The following is a 25,093-nucleotide window of genomic DNA, read 5'->3' on the forward strand; positions in this document are numbered from 1 at the left end:
CGTGGAGGCAACATCGCCGGGGCCCTTAGCTCAATTGGCAGAGCAGTGGACTTTTAATCCATTGGTTGTGGGTTCGAGTCCCACAGGGCCTACCGAGGGCGAGGCCACTATGTGGCCCTGACCAGCGGTTTTGTGGCCCCGACCGGTTCTTCCGGTCGGGGTCGTGCCATGTGGGGAGGACATCTGCGTGAGCGGATGTGCCGACAGACAGCGTGGCTTGTTCAGTCACCGCTTCCTTCTTCAGGGTTCGCTGCCGTAGGCGTGCTCCCCTGTGTGGCATCGAAGGCATTGGTGAGACCGTCGAGGCGGTCGGCGAGTGCTCGAAGCCGATCCGCATGAGCCGCGAGAGTGTCCGAGAGGTGGCGCAGGTCGTCGGAACCATGCGGATGCCAGTCGCCATCCATTTCGACGTTCACGAAGGGGACGTTAACGGGTGGGAGCTCGGTGAAGGGGCGTTGTTCGAAGCACGCACGCAGGATCACCGCTGTGCCTCGGCTCGTTGAGGTGGTGAATTCGTAGTCAGGGCTCGCGTGAGTGATGTCGACGCGGTAGCCGCCGGGCTGATGCTCTTCCTCGCTTCCCGTGCACCAGTCGGGTTCCCAGACGGCGACAGGCCCGTGGTCGCATGTAGGGACAGTCACCGTCCGGGACGAGTTGTCGTGATCCAGCATGAGCGGGTTCCTTGGTCCGATAGCCGTTGGCCCTGAGGCGGAGGGGTGAGGATCCCTGCTCATTCCTCGTTCAGGAGCTCAGCCGCGGCCTTCGGATCCATGAGGGTCGACCAGGCTTGCTCGGCGGGAAGAAGGGGGCGGCTGGGGAGGGCGTACTCGGGGTACCAGACGGTGGGATCGCAGCCGGGGACATGGCGCAGGATGACCGCGATGAGATCTTCCGGGATGGAGCCGGTGATGCGCACGGCGACATAGGTCTCATGGCCGTCGTCGGCGCGTACGAGGATGCCGAGGCGGAAGGTGGGAAAGTCGGCGGCGTGCTCATGCCCGTCGTGCAGTGATCCACGAGCCAGCTCCCGGACAGCCGCAGCGAGATGGCGGACAAGCCGCGTACCGGCTTCGAGTTGGTAGCGGTCACGGTCGTTTTGGTCAGGGAGGAGATGCCCCACGTACGTTTTGGTGCTCAGGGGCTGACGTTTGTCGGCGTTGTAGCGGGCTCGTGCCGCCATCGCGGACATCTCCAGGGCTGAGTAGAAGTCGTCTGGCGACCCGTCCTCGCGTTGGCCGGCGGCGATGAGCCAGGGTAGGTCCTCGTCCGTCCAGACCGCTCCGCGCCAGCGCTGGACCTTGACTTTGAAGAGCACCTCATCATCGATCGAGCGGATCCGCTCCTGCCCCGACTCGCTTTCGGCGAAGCGTTCCCGGGCCTTGGCCAAGATCGGATGATCCAGTTCATCGAGCGGCTCCCGGGCTGACGGGAGCGGGAGTTTCAGGTCCTCGCGGAGCGCGCGGAGGGTGGGGCGAGCGGGCTGCACTGATCAGTCGTCCTTACCTACTCCGCCGAGCTCCTTGATCCGCTCCGGCGACAGTCCGGTGAGCAGCGAGACGCTCGACTCGACGGATCCGTCAAGCTTGCGCATCTTCTCCAGCATGCTGGCCCGAACCTCCTCACGGCGGATCTCCAAGTAGGTTCGGACGGCCTCCGCGACCAGGTCCTTCTTCGTCATTCCGAGAAAGTGGGCGCCGTCCGCGATCAGCTCGTCTATGGCCGCATCGACCTTCAACGGTGCCGTTGTCCGGGTTGTCCTGCTCCGGGCTGCCTCTGTGGTTCCCATGCCTACATCCTCCCTCGGGTACCAAAAGATACTCGTATTCTTCTCTACCCGCGACCGATGAGTGGACAGTGACGTGCCTGCGCGACCTGCTTGTCGGTCTCGATGTGCCAGACGCCCCGCCGGCGCGTACTTTCGTGTCGGGTGTTGGTCTCGGTGCCGATGAAAACGGGCGAGGTAGCCCTCGTAGCCGAGCCCGAAGCAGCGACTGCAGGTTGGTGGCGTCGCGTCCGCGCTCGAAGGTGCGCTCCGTCAGCCATGGCGCGGTCACCGATTGCACGATGAACAGAGCTGAGAGGGCATGCTGATGCTCCTGTCCGTTCTCGCTGACCCAGCGGGGCGCGGATGGTGATCCCGTTGGTGCGGCGCGTGAGGGCGTCGGCCGCGCCTATGGCGCACTCGACTAGCAAGTTCGCTTCCCGCGCGGTCTTGATGACCTCCGGCCGGGCGCATCCGGATGGCAAGGTGCACATGCTGGTGCCGGTGATGCCCGTGCTCGGGCCGAGTCGACGTCCCCAACTGGTCAACGGCCGAGAGGCTTGGCCGCCAGAGCGAAGCCATATGCACAGGAGTGATTCGCTGGGAACTCCACCGCTGCGTGGTCACTGCCAGTAAGGTGCTCTGGACACAAAGCAGAGATCGCGGGGCGTGGGGAATGAGTAAAGACCGTACGGCTGGAGTTGATCGGGCTTTCAGACACCGATGACGACGAACTCCTCAGCCTGGGCAGCCAACTGCGTCGCTCTCTCCTCGAACTGGATGTGGCAGACGTACAGTTGGCGCGTTCCACCAGGGATGTCCCGGCAGGAGCGAAGAGTGGTGAACTGGTTGCTGCCGGAGCGGTTGCTGTCACCGCCTCCCCGTTCGTCCTGCGTCAAGTACTCAAGCTTGCTGAGAACCGCCCTCCTGATCCCCCGTCACCTGGGTGTTCGTGCCCGAGCCCCCTCCAGGAGTGACGTCGGCCCAAGCCACCGGCCCAGAGGTCCACAACAGAACGCCGACGAAGAAGGCGTAGGCCGTTCCTCTGGCTACGGCTGGCACTGGGCTGCCCCCCTGACGGAAATGATCTGAGACGTCTGCCAGACGCCGGCGGAGTTCTTGTCGAGCCTCGTGTTGTACGAGACGTAACTGTTCTTGGTGACGGGAGTCTTGTTGACCTTGTTGGTCTTCTTGTCCTTGCTGAAGCCCTTGCTCTCGTCGCCGCAGAACGTGAGGATGGCCGATGTCTTGCTCTGGAGCGTCACTTTGCGGTTGTAGTACCGGACTTCACCCGTGATCGTGACGTTCGCCTTCTTGAACTGAGCAACCCAGGACAGCGTGGCCTCAAGGGCTTTGCCCGTGTTGTAGTAGGCGAGACCTTCGCCCTTGGGATCGGTCCCGGCGATGGCGGCGTCCTCCGCCCGCACCCTCTCCGCGCCGTCCGCGAGCACCGCGTCCTTGACCGGGTCACCGGTCTGACCGCCGTCGAAGGTCAGCTTCACATCCGACGGCAGCGTGATCTTGGGGCGGCCGTCGGACGAAGCCGAAGTCGACGCACTGGGCGAAGCCGAAGTCGGCGCCCCCGTGTCGGCGCCCGCGATCTTGTCATTCGACGTGGAGCTGTCTCCGTCACCTCCGCCGCAGCCGGCGACGAGCAGGGCGGCCGTCACTCCGGCGGTGGCTGTCGTGATCAGGCGGGAACGGCGGGTCACGGCGGGCTCCTGATGGGGCGTGTGATGTTTGAGAAAGCAGCGAATACGGTAGCCGGGAGGGCGCCGAAGACACCAAGGCGAACGATGGCAACCCGCCTGGGTAAATGGTGGGAAATCTGGGCATCGGGCTGACAACTGGCAGCGCTGTGCCCGCCATTGGTGCCATCCCGTGACGTTGCGACAACTGTGTGCTCAGCCGGGTTGGCCACTGCAAAGGGTTGACTATGAAGTCCCCTCCACCGCACGGCCCTTCCGCGCGCCCGCCCCCAGCATCGCCCTCCACGAGCGTGTCCTCTTGAAGGGGTTTTCGAAGTAGCGGGCGAAGAGCCAGGCCGTCAGGAGGGAGAGGGGGACGCTCAGGGCGAGGGTGAGGAGGAAGGTGGGGACGCCCGGGGGGACGACGTGGGGGGCGAGTTTTCGGATCACGATCATCACGATCGGGAGGTGGATCAGGTAGAGGCTGTAGGAGAAGTCGCCGAGTGCGCGGATCGGGCGGGTGGCGAGGAGGCGGAGGAGTGGGGTGGGGCGGCCCGTGGTGAGGGCGGCCAGGAGCAGGGCCATCGCCGGGACCACCGCCAGGTTCATCCAGTAGGAGTGGTGCATCGTCCAGACCGAGCCCTTGGTGACGATGAGGGCCAGGGGCGGGAGCGCGGCCAGGGCGGAGAGCCAGTGCCAGGGCAGGCCGCGGATCCGCTCGGACGCGGTGACGATGCCCGCCGTGACGACGCCGGCGACGAAGACCGGGGCCAGGTCCGGGGTCAGCCAGTTCAGGCCTTCCGCCGGGTTCGCGTGCGGGGCCAAGAGGCCGCGGGCGATCACCGGGAGAGTCACCGCCGAGACCAGGAGTACCGCGCCCCAGCGGCGGCGGATGAAAAGCAGGGCCGGGAAGACGAGGTAGAGCTCCGCCTCCACCGCGATCGACCAGAACGCTCCGTTGGGGGTCGGGGCCGAGAACATGTCCTGGCCCAGGAGGCCGTACACGAGGAGCGAGGATCGGGTCGGCGGGCCGAAGTGCGACGCGGGGACGACGTACCGGGCGATCAGGACGCTGAACGCGAGGGCCGCCCAGTACGGCGGGAGGATGCGCCAGGCGCGGCGGCGCAGGAAGCGGGCCGTGCCGCCGAGCTGCCAGCCCTTGCGTGCGGGGGAGAGGGCCAGCGAGAAGCCGGACAGGACGAGGAAGAAGACGACGGCCAGGCGGCCGTACATCATCCAACCGGTCCAGGCGGGGCCCGAGTTGGCGGGGAAGCCGGGGAAGGTCAGCAGCCAGCAGTGGAAGAGGACTACGTACAGCGCCGCCATGCCGCGCAGGCCGTCGAGGCCGGGGATGTGCGGGGCAGCGCGGGCGGCCGCTTGCCGTGGCTGGTCGGGAGGGGCGGGCGACGCGGGAGACGCTTCCCGCGGCTGGACGGGAGACGCTTCCCGCGGCTGGACGGGGGACGCTTCCCGCGGCTGGACGGGGGACGCTTCCCGTGTTTGGACGGCGGGCGCGAGTTCTTCTGCGGCCTGGCTCGGTCCCACTGAAATCGTTCCGCCTCTCTTCGGGCCCCTGACGGTGGGTGGCGTCCTTGACCCACGCACCCACGGTGACTCGTACGTCGCCTGCGGTCGAGGGGTTCAACGCGGCCCGCGGGAGTTGGCGGGGCCCGGAGGGAGGCGTACGGAATCAGCCGCGCCGCTGGTTCCCCAGTACCGGTGGGAGGTGGTCGAGGGCGAGGCGGCGGCCGACGTAGTCGATCAGCGAGGCGGCCTGACGGAGGCCGGGGTCGTTGGTCTGGCCGGAGGGTTCGAAGCGGGTGCCTACGCCGTCCCCGACGAGGACTCCGAGCGGGACACCGTGCCCGAGGCATCCCGTGCCGGAGGTCGCAGAGGCGGTCTCTCGTCCGCCGCCTACATGGTGTAGCCCGCTACACCGCGCCCTCGCCCCCCACCCGCTTACCGTTGCCCCATGGGCAGAACGGTGCGGCAGGCGGCGCGGGCCACCCTGCATCTCGTGCTGGCCGCGGCGATGGCGTTCGGGCTGTGGATCTTCATCACGGTGCTGCTCATCACCGCGGTCGGGACGCTCGCGGTGGTCGGCGCCTGGCTGCTGCCCGAGACGGTGCTCGTCATCCGGCGGATCGCCGGCGCCAAGCGGGCCATGACGGCCGCCTGGACCGGGCAGGGGATCCCGGAGGCGTACCAGCCGATCACGGGGACCGTCCGGGAGCGCATCCGTACGTCCGTCCGGGACCCCGGCACGTTCACCGACCTGCGCTGGATGGTCGCCGATTACTTCTACGGCGCCCTCCTCGCCCTCGCTCTCCCGCTGTGGCCCCTCGGACTGGTCGTCGACGGCGTGTGGAGCGGGCTGCTGCGCCGTACGCCCCTCGTGCTCCCGCTGATCGTGCGGATCGCCGACCTGGAGGCCGACTGGTCCACCGCCCTGCTCAAACCGTCCCCGAAGGCCCAACTCGCGGCGCGGGTGGAGGAGTTGGCGGCGACCCGCGCCGACGCCATCGCCGCGCACGGCGCCGAGCTGCGCCGTATCGAACGCGATCTGCACGACGGCGCCCAGGCCAACCTGGTCGCCCTGTCCATGCGCATCGGGCTCGCCAAACGCGCCTACGACAGCGACCCCGCCACCGCCCGCAGACTCCTCGACGAGGCCCAGGCGCAGGCCGAGAAGGCGCTGACCGAGCTGCGGCACGTCGTGCGCGGCATCCATCCGCCGATCCTGACGGACCGCGGGCTGGTGGGTGCGGTGCGGGCGCTGGCGGCCGGGAGCGGGCTGGAGGCGAGCGTGGAGGTGGCCGGGCTGGAGGAGGACGGGGTGCGGGCGCCCGCGGCCGTGGAGGCGGCCGCCTACTTCGTGGTCGCCGAGGCGCTGACCAACGCGGCCAAGTACAGCGGCTCCGCGCGGGCCTCGGTCCGGCTGGAGCGGGTCAGGCGCGGGCTGCGGGTGCGGGTCGCCGACGAGGGGCACGGGGGCGCCGACGAGACGGGCGGTTCCGGGCTGGTCGGGATGCGGCGGCGGGTGGCCGCCCTGGACGGGACCATGGAGGTCTCCAGCCCCGTCGGCGGGCCGACCGTGATCGACGTCATGCTGCCGTGCGTGTGGTGAGGGACGCCTCCGAGATGCGTGTGGTGACGGACGCCGTCGGAATCAGCCGGCCGTGAGCTCCGTCAGCTGGCCCAGCGGCAGCGTGTGCTGCGTCTGCAGGACCTTCGCGCGCAGGTAGCGGACGTTGTGCGCGGTGGTGAACACCCCCGTGGGGACGCGGTCGCGCACGGCGATGTCCAGACCCCGCAGCTGCTCGGCCTTGTCGGGGTTGTTGGACAGCAGGTCCAGCTCCTCGACGCCCAGGGCCCGCAGCATCTGCGCGGCGGCCGTGTAGTCGCGGGCGTCCTCGGGCAGGCCCAGGGCCGCGTTCGCCTCGTAGGTGTCGAGGCCCTGGTCCTGCAGGGCGTAGGCGTCGAGCTTGTTGTAGAGGCCGATGCCCCGGCCCTCCTGGCGCAGGTAGAGCAGGACCCCGCCGCGGTCGGCTATCCGCTCGACCGCCTCGCGCAGCTGCGGGCCGCAGTCGCAGCGGGCGGAGCCGAAGACGTCGCCGGTCAGGCACTCGGAGTGCAGCCGGACCAGCGGGACCGTGCCCGGGGCCGGGCTGCCGAGGACGACGGCCACGTGCTCCTGGCCGTCGGTCAGGCCGTGGAAGGTCACCAGTTCGGCGTCGACGCTGTAGCCGTCGGCGAAGCGCAGCGGCACCCGGACACGGGCGCGCTCGGTGGCGGCGGGGAAGTCGGGCATGCGGGTCTCCGGGGTCGTCCGAGGTCTGCCGGCCCCTGCTTCAGTTTTGAAACAGGTTCACGGTCGGCGACCCTACCTCATGCTTTAAATTTGAAGCAACCGATTTACGGAGCGCTTCACGTACCGGTCACGTACCGGTCACGAGCAGGACGGCGACGACCGGCGGCGCCAGGGCACCTCGTCGGTCGTGGGGCGCTCGTCCTCCTGGAGCCGCCGGACGAGCCCCCCGCAGATCTCCTCCAGCTGCCCGACCTGCTCCTCGGTGAGATGGTCGAACAGCAGGGACCGTACGGTCTCGACGTGTCCCGGGGCGGTGCGCTCCAGGACCTCCATGCCCTCGTCCGTCAGGACGGCGATGCTGCCCCGTTTGTCCCAGCGGCAGTTCTCGCGCCGTACCAGCCCGTCCTTCTCCAGCCGGCCCACGGCGTAGGTCAGCCGGCTGCGGGTGATCTTCGTCCGCTCCGCGAGGTCCGTCATGCGCAGCTGCCGCTCCGGGGCGTCGGAGAGGCTGGCCAGGATGGAGTAGTACAGGTGGGGCATGCCGGCGTCCTGCTGGAGCTGCCGGTCGATCGCGTCCTCGACGAGGAACGTCGCCGCGATGTACGCGCGCCAGGCGCGCTGCTCCTTCGGGGTGAGCCAGCGAGTCGTCATGCCACCAGTGTAGGTTTGTTTCAAACTTGAACCAAGAGCAGCCGCTCAGCACTTTGTGCCGAGTGTCCCGTCCACCACGAGCCGGGGAGCGCGTCGATGCCCCACCCGTACGTCCTGCTGTCCGCCGCCGTCTCCCTCGACGGCTACCTCGACGACACCGGCCCCGAGCGCCTGCTGCTGTCGTCCCCGGCCGACTTCGACCGCGTCGACGAGGTACGGGCCTCCGTCGACGCCATCCTGGTCGGCGCCGGCACGATCCGCGCCGACAATCCGCGGCTGCTGGTCAACGCGCCCGAGCGCCGCGCCGCCCGCGTCGCCTCGGGCCGGCCCGAGTACCCGCTCAAGGTCACCGTCAGCGGCTCGGGCGAGCTGGATCCGGCGGCGCGGTTCTGGCACACGGGCGGCGACAAGGTCGTCTACACGACCGACAAGGGCGGCGAACGGGCCCGCGCGCTCGGGATCGCCGCCGACGTCGTCCCCCTCGGCCCCGACCTCGACTGGCGCCGGCTGCTGGACCATCTGCACGACGTCCGGGGCGTGCGGCGGCTCATGGTCGAGGGCGGCGGCCGCATCCACACCCAGCTGCTCCAGCTGGGGCTCGCCGACGAGCTCCAGCTGGTGCTCGCACCCCTGTTCGTGGGCGACCCCGACGCGCCCCGCCTCTTCGGCCCGGGCGGCTACCAGGGCGGACGGCTCAGGCTGGTGGAGAGCCGGCGGATCGAGGACGTGGTCCTCATGCGCTACGAGCCCACCGCCCCCGGCACCGGCCCGCTGGCCTCCGCCGCCGACCGCCACTGGCTCCGCCTCGCCTGCGACCTGGCGGCCCAGTGTCCGCCCTCGCGGACGGCCTTCAGCGTGGGCGCGGTGGTCGTCGCCGCCGACGGAACGGAGCTGGCCCGCGGTCACTCCCGCGAGGCGGGCGATCCCGTGGTCCACGCGGAGGAGGCGGCCCTGGCCAAGCTCGACCCGGCCGACCCGGGGCTCGCGACCGCGACGGTCTACAGCAGCCTGGAGCCCTGCGCCCACCGCGCGTCCCGTCCCAAGCCGTGCGCCCGGCTGATCCTGGAGGCGGGGGTACGGCGGGTGGTCACGGCATGGCGGGAGCCGGACACCTTCGTGGAGGCCGCCGACGGCAGCGGTCTGCTGGCGTCGCGGGGCGTCGAGGTGGTCGTACTGCCCGAGTACGAGGAGCGGGCGAAGGCGCCTAACGCTCATCTGCCGGGCTGAAAAACGCAGGTGAAGCGGGGCCGGAGGTGGGGGCTGGCGCGGGGGCGGACGCGGGGCGGACGGAAACCGTGGTGCTGGGCGTCCCGCGGATGGCGTATGCTGGTCTCACAACGACGCGGGGTGGAGCAGCTCGGTAGCTCGCTGGGCTCATAACCCAGAGGTCGCAGGTTCAAATCCTGTCCCCGCTACTGAAGGCCGAGGGCCGGAGTCCAGTCACTGGATTCCGGCCCTCGGTGTTTCCCGTTTGCCTGCCCGTCACTCCCTGTGAAGAACCTGAGACAAGGCCAACTCGCCCGGTTTTCACCGGTCATGGCCCGTACGTCCGCGCCAAAAACGTTTAATGATCAAGCCGAACTGCTTGGAAACCCCACCCCGGGTCTATTAACGTTCGATAACGCAGCGCGGTCGTCCCAGCCGTCACAAGAGGCGGCTCCGTGCGCACGCGCCGAATCCCGCGAGGGAACCGGGGAACCACCACCCTGGGGTGAATCGCGCGGAAACCGCCGTGGACCCACGGCAGGTTTACGCGCGTAGGAGACCTTCCTGCTCCGAACCCGTCAGCTAACCCGGTAGGCGAGAAGGAAGGAAAGGAGCACGCCCACGTGGCGTCCAACCCGCCTGCCCCGGCAGCCCCGTTCGTGCCGGGCACCCGGCCCTTCGGCTTCGGCCCCAGCGACGACGAGGGCCAGTGGGAGGAGTGGAACCCCACCGAGGAGTCCATCCACCCGGTACGCGGCCGGCACCGTGTCTCCAGGCAGCGCGGCGGGGGACTCGCCCGCAGCTCCACGGTTCTCGGTGTCGGTGTCATAGCCGCCGTCGGCGCGGGCGGCATGGCCAGCGCCAACACCGGCAAGCCACCGGTGTCCATCTCCCTGCCCGACCTGGCCTCCGTCGCCCATGTGTTCGACGGTGGCTCCGACGCCCCCAAGGGCTCCGCGACCGCGCTCAGCGCCGTCGGGGTGAGCACCGAGGACACCGAGCAGGGTGCCAGGGACGCCGGTGAGGCGCTGCGCGACCGCATCATGGCGCAGGCCGAGTCGCAGCAGGTCCAGATCGACAGCAAGGCCCAGTCGGCCACCGAGGCGGCCCTCGCCAAGCAGATCGACCAGGCCGCCGCCAAGGCGGAGAAGGACGCGGTGGCCAAGGCGCGGGCCGCCAAGGAGAAGGCGGAGGCTGCGGCCGAGAAGGCGGCCGCGGACGCCAAGCTCGCCGAACTCGCCAAGCAGTACAAGCTGCCGGTCGTCTCCTACACCATCACCGGCACCTTCGGTCAGGCCGGCTCCATGTGGTCCTCCGGGTACCACACGGGCCTGGACTTCGCCGCGCCGACGGGCACGCTCATCAAGGCCATCCACTCCGGCACCATCACGGAGGCCGGCTGGGCGGGGTCGTACGGCTACCGCACGATCCTCACCCTCGACGACGGCACCGAGCTGTGGTTCTGCCACCAGTCCTCGATCAGCGTCAGCGTCGGCCAGAAGGTCGCCACCGGTGACGTCATCGGCCGGATCGGCGCCACGGGCAACGTGACCGGCCCGCACCTGCACCTCGAGGTCCACCCGAACGGGCAGGCCACCGGCATCGACCCGATGACCTGGCTGCGCAGCAAGGGCCTCAACCCCTGACAGCGACTCCGCCCCGGAACGGCCGCCTCCGATTGTTTACGGGATGTTTGCGGCCGTTCCGGAAGAGGGGCCCTCGGGGCGGGCGTTGACACGACACATGACTTCTCTGCGCAAACTCGGCTCCTCCGGCCTCGAGGTCTTCCCGCTCTCCCTCGGCGGCAACGTCTTCGGCTGGACCGCCGACGAGGCCACGTCCTTCGCCGTGCTCGACGCGTACGCGGCCGCGGGCGGCAACTTCGTCGACACCGCCGACGGCTATTCCGCCTGGGTTCCCGGCCACCAGGGCGGCGAGTCCGAGACGATCATCGGCAAGTGGGTGAAGGCGCGCGGCAACCGGTCCGACGTCGTCATCGCGACCAAGGTGAGCCAGCACCCCGAGTACCAGGGGCTGTCGGCCGTCAACATCAAGGCCGCCGCCGACGCGTCGCTGCGTCGCCTCGACACGGACTACATCGACCTCTACTACACGCACTTCGACAAGCCGGAGATTCCCGTCGAGGAGATCATCGGGGCGCTCGACGAGCTGGTGACGGCGGGCAAGGTGCGGGCGATCGGTGCGTCCAACATCTCCGCCGAACGGCTCGCCGCGTCCCTGGAGTTCTCCGACCGGGAGGGCCTCGCCAAGTACGTGGCGCTGCAGCCGCACTACAACCTGGTCTCCCGCGACACCTACGAGGGCCCGCTGCAGGATCTCGCCGCGCGCTACGGCCTCGCCGCCGTCCCGTACTACGCCCTGGCGGCCGGCTTCCTCACCGGCAAGTACCGCCCCGGTACGACGGTCGACAGCCCTCGCGCGGGCGGCGCCGCCAAGCACCTGGAGACGGAGCGCGGCCGGCGGGTCCTCAAGGCCCTGGACGAGATCGCCGAGGCCCACGACGCCCCGATCCCCACGATCGCCCTGGCCTGGCTCGCGGCCCAGCCCACGGTGGTGGCCCCCATCGCCTCGGCCCGCACGCCGGACCAGCTCCCGGCCCTCCTGGGAGTGGCCGACCTGACCCTGACGGAAACCGAGCTGAGCCGCTTGACGGAGGCTTCGGCCTGACGAACGTTGAGGTCATCGGCTTGATGGAGGCCTCGGCCTCACGGGCTGGCCGGGGCATCTGTAGCCGGCCGGGCACCGAGGTGGGGCTCTGGCGAAGGTCTCTGCCTGACGCGGGCCTTTGCCCTGGCCAGGGGCCCCACCTGGTCGAGGCCTCCGCCTGATCGGCTCTCGGCCGTCCGCTGCGTCGGCCCGGTCCTTCGCTGGCCCCGCTCGCCGCGCGGGCGAGGGCGCGGCTGCCACTCTTCGTCGGTCCTTGGTTGGCCCCCGCTTGCCGCGGCCGCCGCCCTCCGTCAGCCCTTTCCGTCCGCCACCACGGCGCTCAGCCACAGTGGCGGGGGTCGGCGGTGGCCAGGGTGCCGTGAGTCCTACGACTGGTACGGGCCACCACGGCGCTCAGCCACAGTGGCGGGGGTCGGCGGTGGCCAGGGTGCCGTGAGTCCTACGACTGGTACGGGTTGTACGCGGGATACGGGGCCGCCGGGTGGCCGTACGTGCCGTGCAGGGGCCAGGGTGGGGCCGTCACCGGGACCGGTGGGGCCGTTGCCCGGGCCGCGTGGTCCAGGGCCGGCCGGGCGACGTCCCGCAGGCGCCACAGCTCGGCCAGCAACTCCCGTTCCCGTACGACGAAATCGACCCCGGCCCGCCCACGGCGCCCCCGGTGCCGTAGGAACGCGAGCGAGGTGGCGTACGCCTCGTACTGCGTGACCGCCCGCGCACCCGCCTTGCCGAAGTGGTGCCCCGCGTAGTCGCGGGCGATCCGCCGCGCCCGCATCGACCCCAGCGCGTACGGCTCGGCCGGCGTCAGCCACCCCGCGGCCGCGTACGCGGGCAGCTCCTCGCGCACGGTCCGCAGTTCCCGCTGCCGGGTCCAGATCACCAGCCAGGTCAGCAGTCCGAACGCCGGCACCATGAAGGCCGCGTACACCCCGAAGAACCCGTACTGGCCGAAGGTGGACGAGCCGTTCCAGATGGCGTGCATGCCCATCGCGAGCAGCAGCCCGCACAGGGGGACCAGCACCCGCCGTACGTGCTGCCGGTCGGCCGCCGCCGCGGCGATGCCGAAGCCGATCCCGGTGAGCACGGTGAACAGGGGGTGCGCGAAGGGCGACATGACGATGCGGACGAAGAAGGTCGCCGCCGTCACGGAGGCGATGCCCCGGTCACCGGTCAGTTGGTCGGTGCCGAAGGCGGTGCCCAGATAGAGGATGTTCTCGGTGAACGCGAAGCCGGTGGCGGTGACCCCCGCTATGACCACCCCGTCGACGATCCCCGTGAAGTCCCGTCTGCGGAACAGGAACACGAGCAGGACGGCCGCCGCCTTGGCGGACTCCTCGACTATGGGCGCTATGACGGTGGCGCCCAGGGTGTCGGCGCTGGAGGGATCCGCCGTCGCCGTCGCTATCCATCGCGTGGCGAAACTGTTGGCGACGATCGCTATCAACGCGGCCGCGCAGGCGCCCCAGGCGAAGGAGAAGAGCAGGTTGCGCCAGGGGCCGGGGGCGACCCGGTCGAGCCAGCGGAAGGCGGCTATGAGCAGCGGTACGGGCAGGACGGCGAGGCCGAGCCCGACCAGGAAGCCCTCCGTCCCGGTCTGTTGGCGCACCAGCGCGAGGATGACCAGCCCGGACAACGCCAGCAGGGCGCTGAGCGCGCCGTAGCGCACCGAGCGCCGCTGCCACCAGTGCGCGTGCCGGATCGACCCGCCCGCGGGAGCGCCGGGGTACGGCGGTTGCGGCGGGTGTGTCGGATACGGGGAACTGGTGGCCACGGCATTGACCCTAACGAGGGAGGGCGCCGCCCGCAGGAGGCCGAGGGCCTCAGGCGCCGGTGGGGGGCTGGTCGTGATGGGGTACGCGACGGAAGAGCAGGTCGTTCACGACATGTCCCTTGTCCAGCCCCTGGCCCTCGAAACGGGTGAGGGGACGGAAGTCGGGACGCGGCGCGAAACCGCCGTCGGGCGCGGTGTTCTCGAACTCCGGATGCGCCGTCAGCACTTCGAGCATCTGTTCGGCGTACGGCTCCCAGTCCGTCGCACAGTGCACGATCCCGCCCGGTCTGATCCTGGCGGCGGCGAGGTCGAGGAACTCCGGCTGGATCAGCCGCCGCTTGTGGTGCCGCTTCTTGGGCCAGGGGTCGGGGAAGTAGACGCGCAGCCCGTCGAGGGAGTCCGGAGTCAGCATCTCGCGCAGCAGGATGATGGCGTCCCCGTTGGCCACACGGACGTTCGACAGACCGCCCTGGTCGGCGAGGTTGAGGAGGTTGCCCTGGCCGGGGGTGTGCACGTCCACGGCGAGGATGTTGGTCTCCGGGGCCGCGGCGGCCATCTGCGCGGTCGCCTCGCCCATGCCGAACCCGATCTCCAGCACCACCCGGTTGGCGTTGCCGAACAGCTCCGTCAGGTCGAGGGTGCGCTGCCCGTCGATGTCCAGCCCCCACTTGGGCCACAGCCGCTGCAGGGCGTCCGCCTGGCCCGCGGTCACCCGGCTGCGCCGCGGCTGGAAGCTGCGGATCCGCCGTTCGAAGTGGGACCCGGCCGGATCGGCCTTCGGCCCGTCGGGGAACCGCGGCTCGCCCTTCGCCCGGGTGTGCCGGATGGAGACACCGGGCGCGTGCGAGGTGTGCTCGCCGCTGCCGGCGCGGTCGGGGGTGGTGTGGGAGTCAGACACAGTGAGGTCGATTTTACGGCGGCTCACACCGAGCCCAGCATCGCCAGTGCCCTCCGCGCCACCTCCCGCCCGATCGGCAGGGAGGCGGTGGCCGCGGGCGAGGGCGCGTTCAGCACGTGCACGGTCCGCGCGCCCTCCTTGATCAGGAAGTCGTCCGCCAGCGAACCGTCCCGCAGCACCGCCTGCGCCCGCACACCGGCGGCGGTCGGGACGAGGTCGTCCGCGTTCACCGCCGGCAGCATCCTGCGCACCGCCGTCGTGAACGCGTGCTTGGACACCGACCGGCGCAGCTCCCCGGCGCCGTAGCGCCAGTGCTGCCGAGCCATGTGCCAGGACCCGGGCCACGCGAGTGTGCCGGCCACCTCGCGCGGTCGTACGACGCCCCAGCCGTACCCCTCCCGGGCCAGCGCGGGCACCGCGTTCGGTCCGACGTGCACGCCGCCGTCGATCCCGCGCGTGAGGTGCACGCCGAGGAACGGGAACGCCGGGTCCGGCACCGGGTACACCAGGCCGCGCACCAGCTCGGGCCGCGCCAGCGAGTAGTACTCCCCGCGGAACGGCACGATCCGCATCTCGGGATCGTCCCCGGTCAGCCGGGCCACCTCGTCGCAGTACAGCCCGGCGCAGTTCACCATCACGCGCGCGCGGACGACGTCCCCGGCGGCCGTGCGGACGGCGACCCCGCGCTCCGGGCGCCGGTCGACCCGCTCCACCCGCGCCCCGTAGCGGATCTCCGCGCCGGAGGCCTCCGCAAGCTGGCGGGCCACGCCCACGAAGTCGCAGATCCCGGTCGTCCCGACGTGTATCGCGGCCAGGCCCCGCACCTCCGGTTCGTACTCCCCGATCTGGGAGCCGCCCAGCTCTCGCACCGGAATCCCGTTCTCCCGGCCGCGCTGCACCAGGGCGTGCAGACGGGGGAGCTCCTCACGCTCGGTGGCGACGATCAGCTTTCCGGTGACGGCGTGCGCGATGCCGTACTCGGCGCAGAACTTCACCATCTCGGCCGCGCCCCGCACGGCGTACCGGGCCTTGAGCGAGCCGGGGCGGTAGTAGACCCCGCTGTGGATCACCCCGCTGTTGCGCCCCGTCTGGTGCCGGGCGGGCCCGGCCTCCTTCTCCAGCACCGTCACCCGGGTGCCCGGGGCGGCACGCGTGATCGCGTACGCCGTCGACAACCCGACGATGCCACCGCCGACCACCAGCACGTCGCAGTCGTAAGCGATCTCATGCCGCACCTGCACCACCTCCGCCTCCGATAGTGCACTGCGCCACTGACATCGTGTTCAAACTGCCTCGCGTCGCTTTGTGCGGGTGCCGTTTATGCGGGTGCCATCAGCAGCGGCCGCGCCCGCTCCCGCAGCTCCACCACCCGCGGCTCGTCCCCGTACGGCTCCAGACGGTGCAGGAGGTCCTTGACGTACTCGGTGGTGCGGGCCGAGGAGATGCGTCCCGCGACCTCCACCGCCCGTACGCCCTGCTCGCAGGCCGCGTCGAGGTTGCCCGACTCCAGCTCGGCGACCGCCGAGACGACCAGCCGCAGCCCGTGCGACCGTACGAACTCCTCCGTCGGCTGGGAGAGAGCCTGCTCGGTGAAGCGCCGCACCTGCCGGGGCGCCTTCAGGTCCCGGTAGCACTCGGCGGCGTCCGCGGCGAACCGGTCGTAGGAGTAGAAGCCGAGCCAGGACGGGTCGTTGTCGCCCTCCCGGGACCGCTCCAGCCAGCCCTCGGCGGCCTTGAGCGCCGCCCCGGCGGCCTGCGCGTCACCCGCGCGTGCGTGCGCGCGTGCCTCGACCAGCCGGAAGAAGCTCATGGTGCGGGCGGTGGCCAGTCCCCGGTTGCGCTCCAGGGCGGCCTGCGCGAGATCGACGCCCTCGTCGCCGAAGCCCCGGTAGGTGGCCTGCAGTGACATCGACGCCAGCACATAGCCGCCGAGCGGCACGTCGGCCGCCGCGCGTGCGAGCCGCAGCGCCTGGATGTAGTACCGCTGCGCGGCCTCCTGCTGCCCGGTGTCGAAGGCCATCCACCCGGCGAGCCGGGTCAGCTCGGCGCTCGCCCCGAACAGGGCGCGCCCGACCTCGTCCGAGTACGAGCCCAGCAGCAGCGGCGCCGCCTCCACCCGTAAACACTCCGGCACCATCGACGAACGCCAGTCGCCGCCTCCGTACTTGGAGTCCCAGCGCCTGGCGTCCTCGGCGGCCTCCCGCAGCTTCTGCACATCGCTGTGGCCGACTTTGAGCGGTGCGCCCGAGCCCTCCGCGGGGTTCGCCTCGCGCGCCACCGACGAGTCGGCCGGGGTTATCAGCCACCGTGAGGCGGGCGTCGCGTACGCGCTTACTGCGAACGATCCGGCCAGCGACTGCCAGATGCCACCGGAGCCGGCCCGGCGCCCGGCGAGGTCGAGACGGTACAGCTCCGTCGCCGAGCGCACCGCCTGTCCCACGTCCCTAGGGAAGGCGAGGCCCACTTCGGGTGCGGGATCCGCGTCCGCCAGGCCGATCTCGTGGAGCGGCACCGGGCGGCCGAGCTTCTGGCCGATCGCGGCGGCGATGAGGTGCGGCGCGGCGCCCTGCGGCACCATGCCCTTCGACACCCAGCGCGCCACCGAGGTCTTGTCGTAGCGAAGAGTCAGTCCCCGCTGGGCGCCAAGGTCGTTGACGCGACGGGCGAGGCCTGCGTTGCTGATTCCCGCGAGGGCGAGAACGGCGCCGAGCTTTTCGTTCGGCCCGCGTTGCTCCCTGGACATTGCGCCACCCCTCGACACAGACGGCTGCCGCGTTGGCATAACCACGCGGCATTCGTAAACCCAGCGTAGTTCGCCGCATCCCAAGCGTTAAGGGGCATTGTTCCGGATGGCGGGATTGTGGTCCGTACTGAAGTGCGGGTCCGATACGCGCAGTTGCGTCGTGCTACCGCCGTGTGGCCGTGCGCCCGTCCGTGCGCTCTTCTCCGGCCACCGGGGGAGCGCTTCCATGGATGCTGCGTGGGTCGGCCCGCTGTACTGGATCCAGTGGGCTGGGGGACACCGCCGCCTACATCCCCGCGGGCGGCGGACCGGTCCGGGAGGTGAATCCCACCTCCCGGGCTGCGCACCTGACATGGCGGTGCGCAGAGCATGTACGGAGCGTGTGCACACCTGTCTCCGCGCCCCGGATTTGGCCGAAAATCGACCCCGTGTTCCTTCCCGGATTACGGCTCCCACCACGGCACTTGAGGGCGCGAACGGCGTTTTCAGGGAGCGTTTCGGGGGCGCATTCGCGTCGCAGACGCCTTCTTCCGCAGAGGTGTTGACGGCTTCGGGATCTCCCCGCAAGGGTGAGCGCCCCGGCGCGTTCCGGGGGTCCTAAGCGGCTCCACGGCCCCTCCAGCACGCCTTCTTCATGGCAGCATGGTGAACCGGTTCGTGCGGTGCACTGGTTGTCCACAGCCTGTGGAGGCGTCGATGCGGTGGTTGGTGGGATGGAGCAGCACCGCCGCGGTGGCCGCCGAGATCGGTTCCGCGGGGGCCACCGGATTCGACGGCGAGACCGTGCACCCGGTGGGCTCCCAGCTCCTGTGGGGCGACCCCGACCCGCTGTGGGCGGTCGGCGACTGGCGCCCCGACGAGGTGCGCGTGGTCAGTGCCGACGCCCGGACCCGGATCGCGGTCCTGGGCACCTGCGGTGCCTCCGACGAGGAACTGAGGGTCGGTCTGTTCGCCGCGCGCGGGGGCGCGTTGCGGCATCTGACGGCGTGGCCGGGCAGTTACACGGCCATCGTCCAGGTCGGCCGCCGCCTCACCGTCTGCGGCGATCTGGCGGGCGCGCGCCCGGTGTTCCACACCCCCTGGGCCGGCGGCACGGCGTACGCGACCGCGGCCCTGCCGCTCGCCGACCTCATCGAGGCCAACCTCGACTTCGGCCACCTCGCCGCCCTGCTCGCCGCCCCCGACGTGCCGGCGGCCCTGGACGACTCCACCCCTTACGACGGCGTACGGCGCATTCCGCCGGGGCACGCGCTCATCCTGCGCGCCGGGGCGCGCGAGATCGCCGGCTACGAGCCGGTCGCCTCCCTCGCGGTGGCGGCGCCCTCCGCCGACCCCGACAGCGCGGTGGACGCGGTGCGCGACGCGCTGGTGGAGGCGGTACGCGCGCGTCTGTCGGCCCCGCGACACGTCCCGGGCGTCGACATGGACCCCGGCCCGGTCCCCGGCATGGGGCCCGCCGAACGCCGTGCCGCGCGCGGGATGCCGGTCGCGGGCATCGGCGCCGACCTCTCCGGCGGCCCCGCGTCGGGCACCCTCGCGCTCCTGGCGGCCGGCCTGCCGGGCATGCCGGGCACGGTCCTCGGCCACGGCACGGGCGCGGGCGAGCGCCTGCTGGCGGTGACCTTCAACGACCTGGTCGTGGGCGGCCGTGAGGCCGAGGTGGAACGGGCGGGCACCCTGGCGGCCAACCCGCGCCTGCACCACGTGGTGGTGACCGGCGGCGAGGAGACCCTGCCGTACGCCGACCTGGACGGTCCGCTGACCGACGAGCCGGGCCAGTCCCTGGTCACGGCCGCCCGCCACCGCGCCCGCCTCGCCGCCGGCAGCGCCGACCACTTCACGGGTTACGGCGCCCGCCAGGTCCTGGATGCCCACCCCGCCCGGCTGGCCGACCTCCTGATGGACCGCAAACGCCGCCACCTGGTGCGCCCGGTCGCCGCCCTGGCCAAGGCGGACGGCTCGGTGATGGTCCCCGCGCGCGTGTACGGCGCCGCGCGGAGACTCGCCCGCACCCCGTACCGCGCGGGCCTCGAACTGCTCGCCGAACGCCTCCTCCAGCGCCGTTTCGACGAACCCGGAGGCGCCGTCGGAGCCTCCCTGGCCGCCCTCACCTGGGCCAGACCGGGCCCCGCGGCCCGCTGGCTGACCGGCGAGGCGCTCGCTGAAGTATCGGTTCGCCTGCAGGCGGCCACGAACCGCTCCGGGATGGGCCCGGGCCAACGCCCCGGCGACCACCGCGCGCGTGCCGCCCTCGCCCGCCAGGCGGCCGACCTCCGTGTCCTCGAACAGGCGGCCGAAATCCGCTCCCAGCGTCTGCACGCCCCGTTCCTCGACAACCAGGTCGTCCGCGCCTGCCGCACCCTCCCGGAGGCCCTGCGCGTCCAGCCGGGCGCCCGCGCGGACATCCTCCGTACGGTCCTGGAGGGCGCCGGCGTACGGGACCTTCCGCCCGGCTGGGGCGCCCCGAACCACGCGTCGGCGGCGGTCGCCGCCCGCACCGGCCTGAGAGTCGCCGCGGACTCCCTGATGACCCTCTTCGGTACGCCCCTGCTGGCGGAGGCGGGCCTGGTCGAGGCACGGGTGGTCCGCAAGGCGCTGCGCGCGGCGGCACAGGGCGAGCCCCTGCCCCTGGACGGCCTGGCCGACCTGGTCTCCCTCGAACTCTGGCTCCGCCGCCTCCTGGCCCGCCGAGGCACCTGCTGGACAGGCACCCCGGCCCGCCAGCGAGCGGTCCCGGGCGGCATCACACCGAAGCGGGGGGCGTTGGCTTCGGGTGGGGGAGCGGGGGTGGCGTGAGGGTCGAAGGCGTGAGGGAACGGTTCTCCTGAAGCGTCGGGTTCGGACATCTCGGCCCGTCCGGCGTTTGAGGACGAGGCCCGAAGGGCCGATGGGGGTTCGGGGCGGAGCCCCGGCAGGGGTCCAGGGGGGCGGAGCCCCCGGGCGGGGTCGAAGGGGCGGCAGCCCCTGGGGACGGGACGGGTAGGGGCGGCAGCTCCTGGGGACGGGTAGGGGCGGCGGGGGCGAGAACCATCGACCCGCGCCCACCCACGGACCGTCACCCCCAAACACGATGCCCCACACACGTCTCCCAGCGACAATGACCCGGTGCGGTACAGAATCCTGGGCGTCACTGAGGCAGCAGACGACCACGGCACCGCCATACCCATCCCCGGCCCCCGCCTGCGCACGCTCCTCGCCGCCCTCGCCCTGCGCCCCGCCCGCGTCATACCCCCCACCACCCTGATCGACGAGATCTGGGCGGACGCCCCGCCCCAGGACGCCCCCGCCGCCCTCCAGGCCCTGATCGGCCGCCTCCGCCGCACTCTCGGCAAGCACGCCATCACCTCCACCCCCGGCGGCTACCGCCTCGCCGCGACCGAGGACGACGTCGACCTGTACGTCTTCGAGCGCCTGGTCCACGAGGGCACGGCGGCCGTGACGGCCGACGACGCCGCACACGCCGCCCGCGTCCTGACCGAGGCCCTCGCCCTGTGGCGCGGCCCCGCCCTCGCCGACCTCCCGGACCGCACCGCCGCCACCCGCGCCGACGCCCTGCACCTGGAGGCCACGCGCGCGCGTATCGACGCGGAGTTGCGACTGGGCCGCGCCCACACCGTCGTACCGCGCCTGACGGAACTGACGACGGCCCACCCGTACGACGAGCCCCTGCACGCCCTCCTGATCCGTGCCCTGCGCGACACGGGCCGCGGCGCCGACGCCCTCGCCGCGTACGAGACGGCCCGCCGAGCCCTGTCCGAGGGGCTCGGCACCGACCCGGGCCCACAACTGCGAGCACTGCACGCCGAATTGCTCACAGAACCACCCCAGCCGACAGCGCCCTCCAACTCCACCGAAGAGCCTCGCTCCGCGCGCTCCGCCACCCCCGAGGGTGCTGGTGCCGCGAGCCGGGGTTTTGCCGAGGGTGCTGGTGCCGCGAGCCGGGGTTCGGCCGAGGGTGCTCGCAGCCCAAGCCCGGGCTCCCCCGGGAGTTCGCGCGCCACAGCTTCCGGGGCGGCCGAGGTGGGTCGACCCGGAGCTTCTCGACCCCTGGAAGATCGCAGCGCCGCCAACGCGCGTCCGGCGGAAGACTCCTGGCCCGAAACCCCCGGATCTGAAGTGCCGCGCTTCCAGGTCCCCGGATCTGAAGCGCCGCGCTTCCAGGTCCCCGAGTGTGAAACGTCGAGCTTCGGGGTCCCTGAGTTTGAAGCGTCGAGCTTCGGGGTCCCTGGGGTTGAAGCCGAACGCTCCCAGGACCCCGGGTCTGCCGAAGGCTCGCGCTGCCAGGCCCCTGGGTCTGCCGAGGTCTCGCGCTGCCAGGCCCCTGGGTCTGCCGAGGTCTCGCGCTCCCAGACCCCTGGGTCTGCCGAAGCCTTGCCCTTCCAGGCCCCCGGGTCCGTCGAATCCTCGCGCCCCCAGGATCCCGGGTCCGCCCATGACTCCCGTCCTTCAGCCCCCGGGGCAGCCCGAAGCGTCCGTCCCCAACCCGCTGGATCCGGCGAAAGCTTCCTCTCCCGATCCTCCTCCGAGTTCTCCAAGCACTCCGAGCCCTCCGAGCGCTCCGCCCCCTCCCACCCTCAACCCCCCTGCCTCACAGACCAGCCCAACTCCCGTCCTCACCCCCACGACCCCGCCGGCACCATCCACCCCCACCGCGACCCGGCCCCCCTCACCGACCCCCACCCCCATAGCCCCGCCGCCACCACCCACCCCCACCACAACCCAACCCCCCTCACCCCCACCCCAGGCCCCCGCCCCCAACCCCCCACCCGCACCGGCAACATTCGTCCGCGGCTTACCTCTTTCGTGGGGCGGGAACCAGAGCTCGTCGCCATCCGTTCCGAATTGCACAGGGCCAGACTGGTCACCCTCACCGGGCCGGGCGGCTCCGGAAAGACCCGCCTCGCCGAGGAAGCCGCCGCCGGGCTCCCGCAGGCCTGGCTGGTCGAACTGGCGCCGCTCGACCGGCCGGAGGCGGTCCCAGGCGCGGTGGTCAACGCGCTCGGTCTGCGCGAGACCGTGCTGATGACCACCGAGCTGACGGCCCCGCAGGACGACCCGGTCGCCCTGCTCGTAGAGCACTGCGCCCCGCGCAGCCAGCTCCTGATCCTTGACAACTGCGAACATGTCATCGAAGCGGTGGCCGCCCTCGCCGAGACCCTGCTCACCCGCTGCCCCGGGCTCACGATCCTCGCCACCAGTCGCGAACCCCTGGGCGTTCCCGGCGAGTCGGTGCGCCCGGTCGAACCCCTCGTCCCCGACCAGGCCCACCGCCTCTTCGAGGAGCGCGCGTCCGCCGTTCGTCCCGACGCGGCGGCCGTGCTCCGCGACCGCGAGGCTGTACAGGAGATCTGCCGCCGCCTGGACGGTCTGCCGCTCGCCATCGAGCTGGCCGCGGCCCGGCTACGGCTGCTCACCCCGCGCCAGATCGCCGACCGCCTCGACGACCGCTTCCGCCTCCTGACCTCCGGAAGCCGCACGGTCCTGCCCCGCCAGCAGACCCTGCGCGCGGTCGTGGACTGGTCCTGGGAACTGCTCGACGAGCGGGAGCGCACGGTCCTGCGCGAGGTCTCCGTCTTCACCGGCGGCTGGGACATCACCGCGGCGGAGGCCGTCTGCCCGGGCCCCGCGGCCGATCTCGTGGGGGCGCTCGTCGACAAGTCCCTGATCGTGGCCACTCCGTACGAGACGCCGTACGAGGAGGGCGGCTCCGGCACCATGCGCTACCGCATGCTGGAGACCATCCACGAGTACGCCGTCGAGCGCGCCGCCGAGATCCCCGAGTTGCGCGCGAAGGCCGAACGGCGGCACCGCGCGTGGGTGCGGGCGCTGGTGGCGGAGGCGGAACCGCGCCTGCGTTCCGCCGACCAACTCCCGTGGATCCACCGTCTGGAGACCGAACTGGACAACATCCGGGCGGCTCTCGACCGTGCCCTCGACGCGGGGGCCGAGGAGGAGGCCGGTGCCCTGGCCCTGGACATGGGCTGGTTCTGGTGGCTGCGCAACTACCGCCAGGAGGGCATGGCCTGGGTGGACCGCACCCTGCGCCTGGGCGTCACCCTGGACGGCCAACCCACCGCGACCACCCGCGACCCCTGCCCGCCGACCACCCCCGACCCCATCGACGCCTTCCTCGACGCCCCGGACGGGGAGCGGCAGCACCCCCGGCACCCCCTCCGGATGAACCTCCGGATGCTGCATCTGTTCCTCAGGGCGGACAGCGAGCGGTTCGAGGACCGGCTGGACGAGCGTCTGCGGAGTTACGTCGCCCGGCTGCGGGACTTCTACGCGCCGGGCGGTCCGGAGGCGGCGCGGATGCCGGGGCTGGTGTGGCCGCTGGCCACGTACGTCCTCGACGGCTCGGTGGACGTCCGCGACGCCATGGAGGCCGCGGTCGCCAACAGCCGCAGATACGGCGACGACTGGGCGATCGGCGTCGTCCTGATGTTCCGCACCCACATGGCCGTCGACTCGCCGGGCGGCATGAAGGGCGTCGACGAGGACCTCGCGGAGCTGAGGGTGCTCAGCCGGCGGGTCGGCGACCGCTGGATGCGGGCCCAGGTGTGCAGCGCGTCCGCCGAGGCGGCCATGGCCCGCAGCCGGCACGCGGAGGCCAAGGCCGAGTACGAGGAGGCGCTGCGGCTGGCGTACGAGGTCGGCGCCTACGCCGAGACGCCGTTCCTGCTGGCCCGGCTCGCCGAGATCGCCTACCGCGCGGGTGACCGTCAGGCCGCGCGCAGGCTCCTGGACGAGGCGAGCGAGGCCGCCGAGCGGCACGCCGTCGTCGACTCGGCGGCGTTCGTCCTGCTGACGCGCGCTCAGATGGCGCTGGACGAGAAGGACACGGCACGGGCGCGGCAGCTGTGGGAGGAGGCCCGTGAGGAGACCGGGCGGGGCACGCCACCGCCGCAGTTCCTGGTCATGCTGATGGCCGTGGACGCGGGCGTGACGGCCGCCGAGTCGGGTCCGGCGCACGGGTTGTCGAAGCTGGTCGACGCCGTGCGTGAGGCGGTGGAGAAGCGCTGCGCCGACATGATCGTGGCGACCCTCCTGGACGGCACCGCGGGGCTGCTGGCCGAACTCGGCGACCACGCGCGCGTGGTCCGACTGCTGGCCCTGGCGGACACCTGGCGCGACGGCCAGCCGCGCCTGATGCCGGAAGGGGCCCGGGCCGAGGCGGCCGGAGAGGCCGCCCGCGTCGCGCTGGGCGCCGAGCGCCACGAGACGGAGTACGCGCGAGGCGCGGCGCTCACCCCCGCCGCCCTGTTCGCCGAGTTCACGGAGACGCTGCGCCGCCACCCCGCCCGCTGAGCGAGCGGCCGGGCTACGAGCAGGTGAACCTCGACTCCGCCCAGTCGGCGAGCGTCAGCGAGTCGAAGGAGGTGTCGGGTTCGACGACCAGCCGTACCGTCCTGCGTCCGCTCAGGTTCACATGAACCGGGACCGCCGGGTCGCGGCCCTCGACCAGGCCGGACTTCCACAGCCGTACGCCGTCGGCGTAGACGGAGAAGCGGACCTTGCCGAGGCCCAGGGCTGTGTCGTCGATGCCGACGGAGGCGTCGTAGGCGGAGCAGCTCTGGTTGAGGTCGATGGTGACGGAGGACGCGCCGTGCACGGTGACGCCGTGCGCGTACCACTTGCCGTCGATCGAGAGGCCGTGGCGCTGCCACACCCAGCTGCTCTGCCCGAGCCGCATCTCGGGCTCGATGCCGTCGCCGATGAGGTCGTACGACAGCTCGCTCCACTCGTAGACGGCGGGAGCGGGCGGGGGAGTCGGGGCCGGTGTGGTGGTGGGCGTCGGCTTCGGGCTCGGCTTCGGCTGTTGCGAGGGCGGGGAAGTGGGCGCGGGCGTCGGCGTGGGGGTCGGGGTGGGCTTCGGGC

19 protein-coding genes, 2 tRNA genes and 1 riboswitch are annotated in these 25,093 nt (G+C 71.6%); of the genes, 8 read left to right on the forward strand and 13 right to left on the reverse strand.

Features of this window, described 5'->3' with window-relative positions; translation table 11 throughout:
• Positions 1–19 precede the first annotated feature (19 nt).
• Positions 20–92: transfer RNA gene (locus tag MKW14_RS35110), tRNA-Lys, on the forward strand.
• Positions 93–221: 129 nt separating this feature from the next.
• Here the strand turns inward: MKW14_RS35110 and MKW14_RS35115 are convergent.
• The 6 genes from MKW14_RS35115 to MKW14_RS35140 all read right to left on the reverse strand — a co-directional run bounded on the left by MKW14_RS35115 (position 222) and on the right by MKW14_RS35140 (position 4,803).
• Entirely contained in the window at positions 222–671 is a 450-nt protein-coding gene (locus MKW14_RS35115) for a DUF6907 domain-containing protein (protein WP_240869995.1), read from the reverse strand.
• Between the two features lie 59 nt (positions 672–730).
• On the reverse strand, positions 731–1,387 hold the full coding sequence (locus tag MKW14_RS35120; RefSeq protein ID WP_240869996.1) for a hypothetical protein: 657 nt from the start codon (positions 1,385–1,387) through the stop codon (positions 731–733).
• 102 nt (positions 1,388–1,489) lie between these two features.
• On the reverse strand, positions 1,490–1,786 hold the full coding sequence (locus tag MKW14_RS35125; RefSeq protein ID WP_240869997.1) for a hypothetical protein: 297 nt from the start codon (positions 1,784–1,786) through the stop codon (positions 1,490–1,492).
• Between the two features lie 689 nt (positions 1,787–2,475).
• Entirely contained in the window at positions 2,476–2,661 is a 186-nt protein-coding gene (locus MKW14_RS35130; RefSeq protein ID WP_240869998.1) for a hypothetical protein, read from the reverse strand.
• 150 nt (positions 2,662–2,811) lie between these two features.
• Complete coding sequence (locus tag MKW14_RS35135) at positions 2,812–3,474, reverse strand: hypothetical protein (protein ID WP_240869999.1); 663 nt, start codon at positions 3,472–3,474, stop codon at positions 2,812–2,814.
• Positions 3,475–3,696: 222 nt separating this feature from the next.
• Complete coding sequence (locus MKW14_RS35140; protein WP_308314669.1) at positions 3,697–4,803, reverse strand: acyltransferase family protein; 1,107 nt, start codon at positions 4,801–4,803, stop codon at positions 3,697–3,699.
• A 619-nt stretch (positions 4,804–5,422) separates the two neighbouring features.
• Here MKW14_RS35140 and MKW14_RS35150 point away from each other — a divergent pair.
• The gene (locus MKW14_RS35150) at positions 5,423–6,577 is read left to right on the forward strand and encodes a sensor histidine kinase (protein WP_240870001.1); all 1,155 of its coding nucleotides are present in this window, start codon (positions 5,423–5,425) and stop codon (positions 6,575–6,577) included.
• 42 nt (positions 6,578–6,619) lie between these two features.
• Here MKW14_RS35150 and MKW14_RS35155 read toward each other — a convergent pair whose 3' ends face one another.
• Together MKW14_RS35155 and MKW14_RS35160 are read right to left on the reverse strand one after the other, a co-directional pair.
• Positions 6,620–7,261, reverse strand: a complete 642-nt coding sequence (locus MKW14_RS35155) for a GTP cyclohydrolase II (protein WP_240870002.1) — start codon at positions 7,259–7,261, stop codon at positions 6,620–6,622.
• Positions 7,262–7,399: 138 nt separating this feature from the next.
• Positions 7,400–7,912 carry a MarR family winged helix-turn-helix transcriptional regulator gene (locus tag MKW14_RS35160; protein WP_240870003.1) on the reverse strand — a complete coding sequence of 171 codons (513 nt, stop codon included), beginning with the start codon at positions 7,910–7,912 and terminating at the stop codon, positions 7,400–7,402.
• Between the two features lie 96 nt (positions 7,913–8,008).
• Here MKW14_RS35160 and MKW14_RS35165 point away from each other — a divergent pair, with 96 nt between their 5' ends.
• The 4 genes from MKW14_RS35165 to MKW14_RS35180 all read left to right on the forward strand — a co-directional run bounded on the left by MKW14_RS35165 (position 8,009) and on the right by MKW14_RS35180 (position 11,806).
• Positions 8,009–9,139, forward strand: a complete 1,131-nt coding sequence (locus MKW14_RS35165) for a dihydrofolate reductase family protein (protein WP_240870004.1) — start codon at positions 8,009–8,011, stop codon at positions 9,137–9,139.
• Between the two features lie 114 nt (positions 9,140–9,253).
• Positions 9,254–9,327, forward strand: a tRNA-Met gene (locus MKW14_RS35170).
• 245 nt (positions 9,328–9,572) lie between these two features.
• Positions 9,573–9,729, forward strand: a riboswitch (cyclic di-AMP (ydaO/yuaA leader).
• 12 nt (positions 9,730–9,741) lie between these two features.
• Positions 9,742–10,764 carry a M23 family metallopeptidase gene (locus tag MKW14_RS35175; protein ID WP_240870005.1) on the forward strand — a complete coding sequence of 341 codons (1,023 nt, stop codon included), beginning with the start codon at positions 9,742–9,744 and terminating at the stop codon, positions 10,762–10,764.
• 97 nt (positions 10,765–10,861) lie between these two features.
• A complete protein-coding gene (locus MKW14_RS35180) occupies positions 10,862–11,806 on the forward strand; it encodes an aldo/keto reductase (protein ID WP_240870006.1) in 945 nt (314 codons plus the stop codon).
• 439 nt (positions 11,807–12,245) lie between these two features.
• On the opposite strand, the gene MKW14_RS35185 is transcribed toward MKW14_RS35180, so the two are convergent.
• The 4 genes from MKW14_RS35185 to MKW14_RS35200 form a co-directional block, all read right to left on the reverse strand.
• Complete coding sequence (locus MKW14_RS35185; RefSeq protein WP_240870007.1) at positions 12,246–13,574, reverse strand: PrsW family intramembrane metalloprotease; 1,329 nt, start codon at positions 13,572–13,574, stop codon at positions 12,246–12,248.
• Between the two features lie 49 nt (positions 13,575–13,623).
• The gene (gene trmB, locus MKW14_RS35190; RefSeq protein WP_240870009.1) at positions 13,624–14,472 is read right to left on the reverse strand and encodes a tRNA (guanosine(46)-N7)-methyltransferase TrmB; all 849 of its coding nucleotides are present in this window, start codon (positions 14,470–14,472) and stop codon (positions 13,624–13,626) included.
• A gap of 23 nt (positions 14,473–14,495) precedes the next feature.
• A complete protein-coding gene (gene lhgD / locus MKW14_RS35195; RefSeq protein ID WP_240870011.1) occupies positions 14,496–15,716 on the reverse strand; it encodes an L-2-hydroxyglutarate dehydrogenase in 1,221 nt (406 codons plus the stop codon).
• Positions 15,717–15,790: 74 nt separating this feature from the next.
• Positions 15,791–17,215 (reverse strand): NsdA family TPR-like regulatory protein, encoded by a 1,425-nt coding sequence (locus tag MKW14_RS35200; protein ID WP_240870013.1) that lies wholly within the window; start codon positions 17,213–17,215, stop codon positions 15,791–15,793.
• Positions 17,216–17,911: 696 nt separating this feature from the next.
• On the opposite strand from MKW14_RS35200, the gene MKW14_RS35205 reads away from it, so the two are divergent.
• On the forward strand, positions 17,912–20,011 hold the full coding sequence (locus MKW14_RS35205) for an asparagine synthase-related protein (RefSeq protein WP_240870014.1): 2,100 nt from the start codon (positions 17,912–17,914) through the stop codon (positions 20,009–20,011).
• A 309-nt stretch (positions 20,012–20,320) separates the two neighbouring features.
• A complete protein-coding gene (locus MKW14_RS35210; protein WP_240870016.1) occupies positions 20,321–24,523 on the forward strand; it encodes a BTAD domain-containing putative transcriptional regulator in 4,203 nt (1,400 codons plus the stop codon).
• A gap of 13 nt (positions 24,524–24,536) precedes the next feature.
• On the opposite strand, the gene MKW14_RS35215 is transcribed toward MKW14_RS35210, so the two are convergent.
• A partial coding sequence (locus MKW14_RS35215) for an NPCBM/NEW2 domain-containing protein (RefSeq protein ID WP_240870018.1) occupies positions 24,537–25,093 on the reverse strand: 557 nt, incomplete at its 5' end.

This window comes from Streptomyces gilvus (assembly GCF_022513565.1).
In the GTDB taxonomy this organism is placed as follows: Bacteria; Actinomycetota; Actinomycetes; order Streptomycetales; family Streptomycetaceae; genus Streptomyces; species Streptomyces gilvus.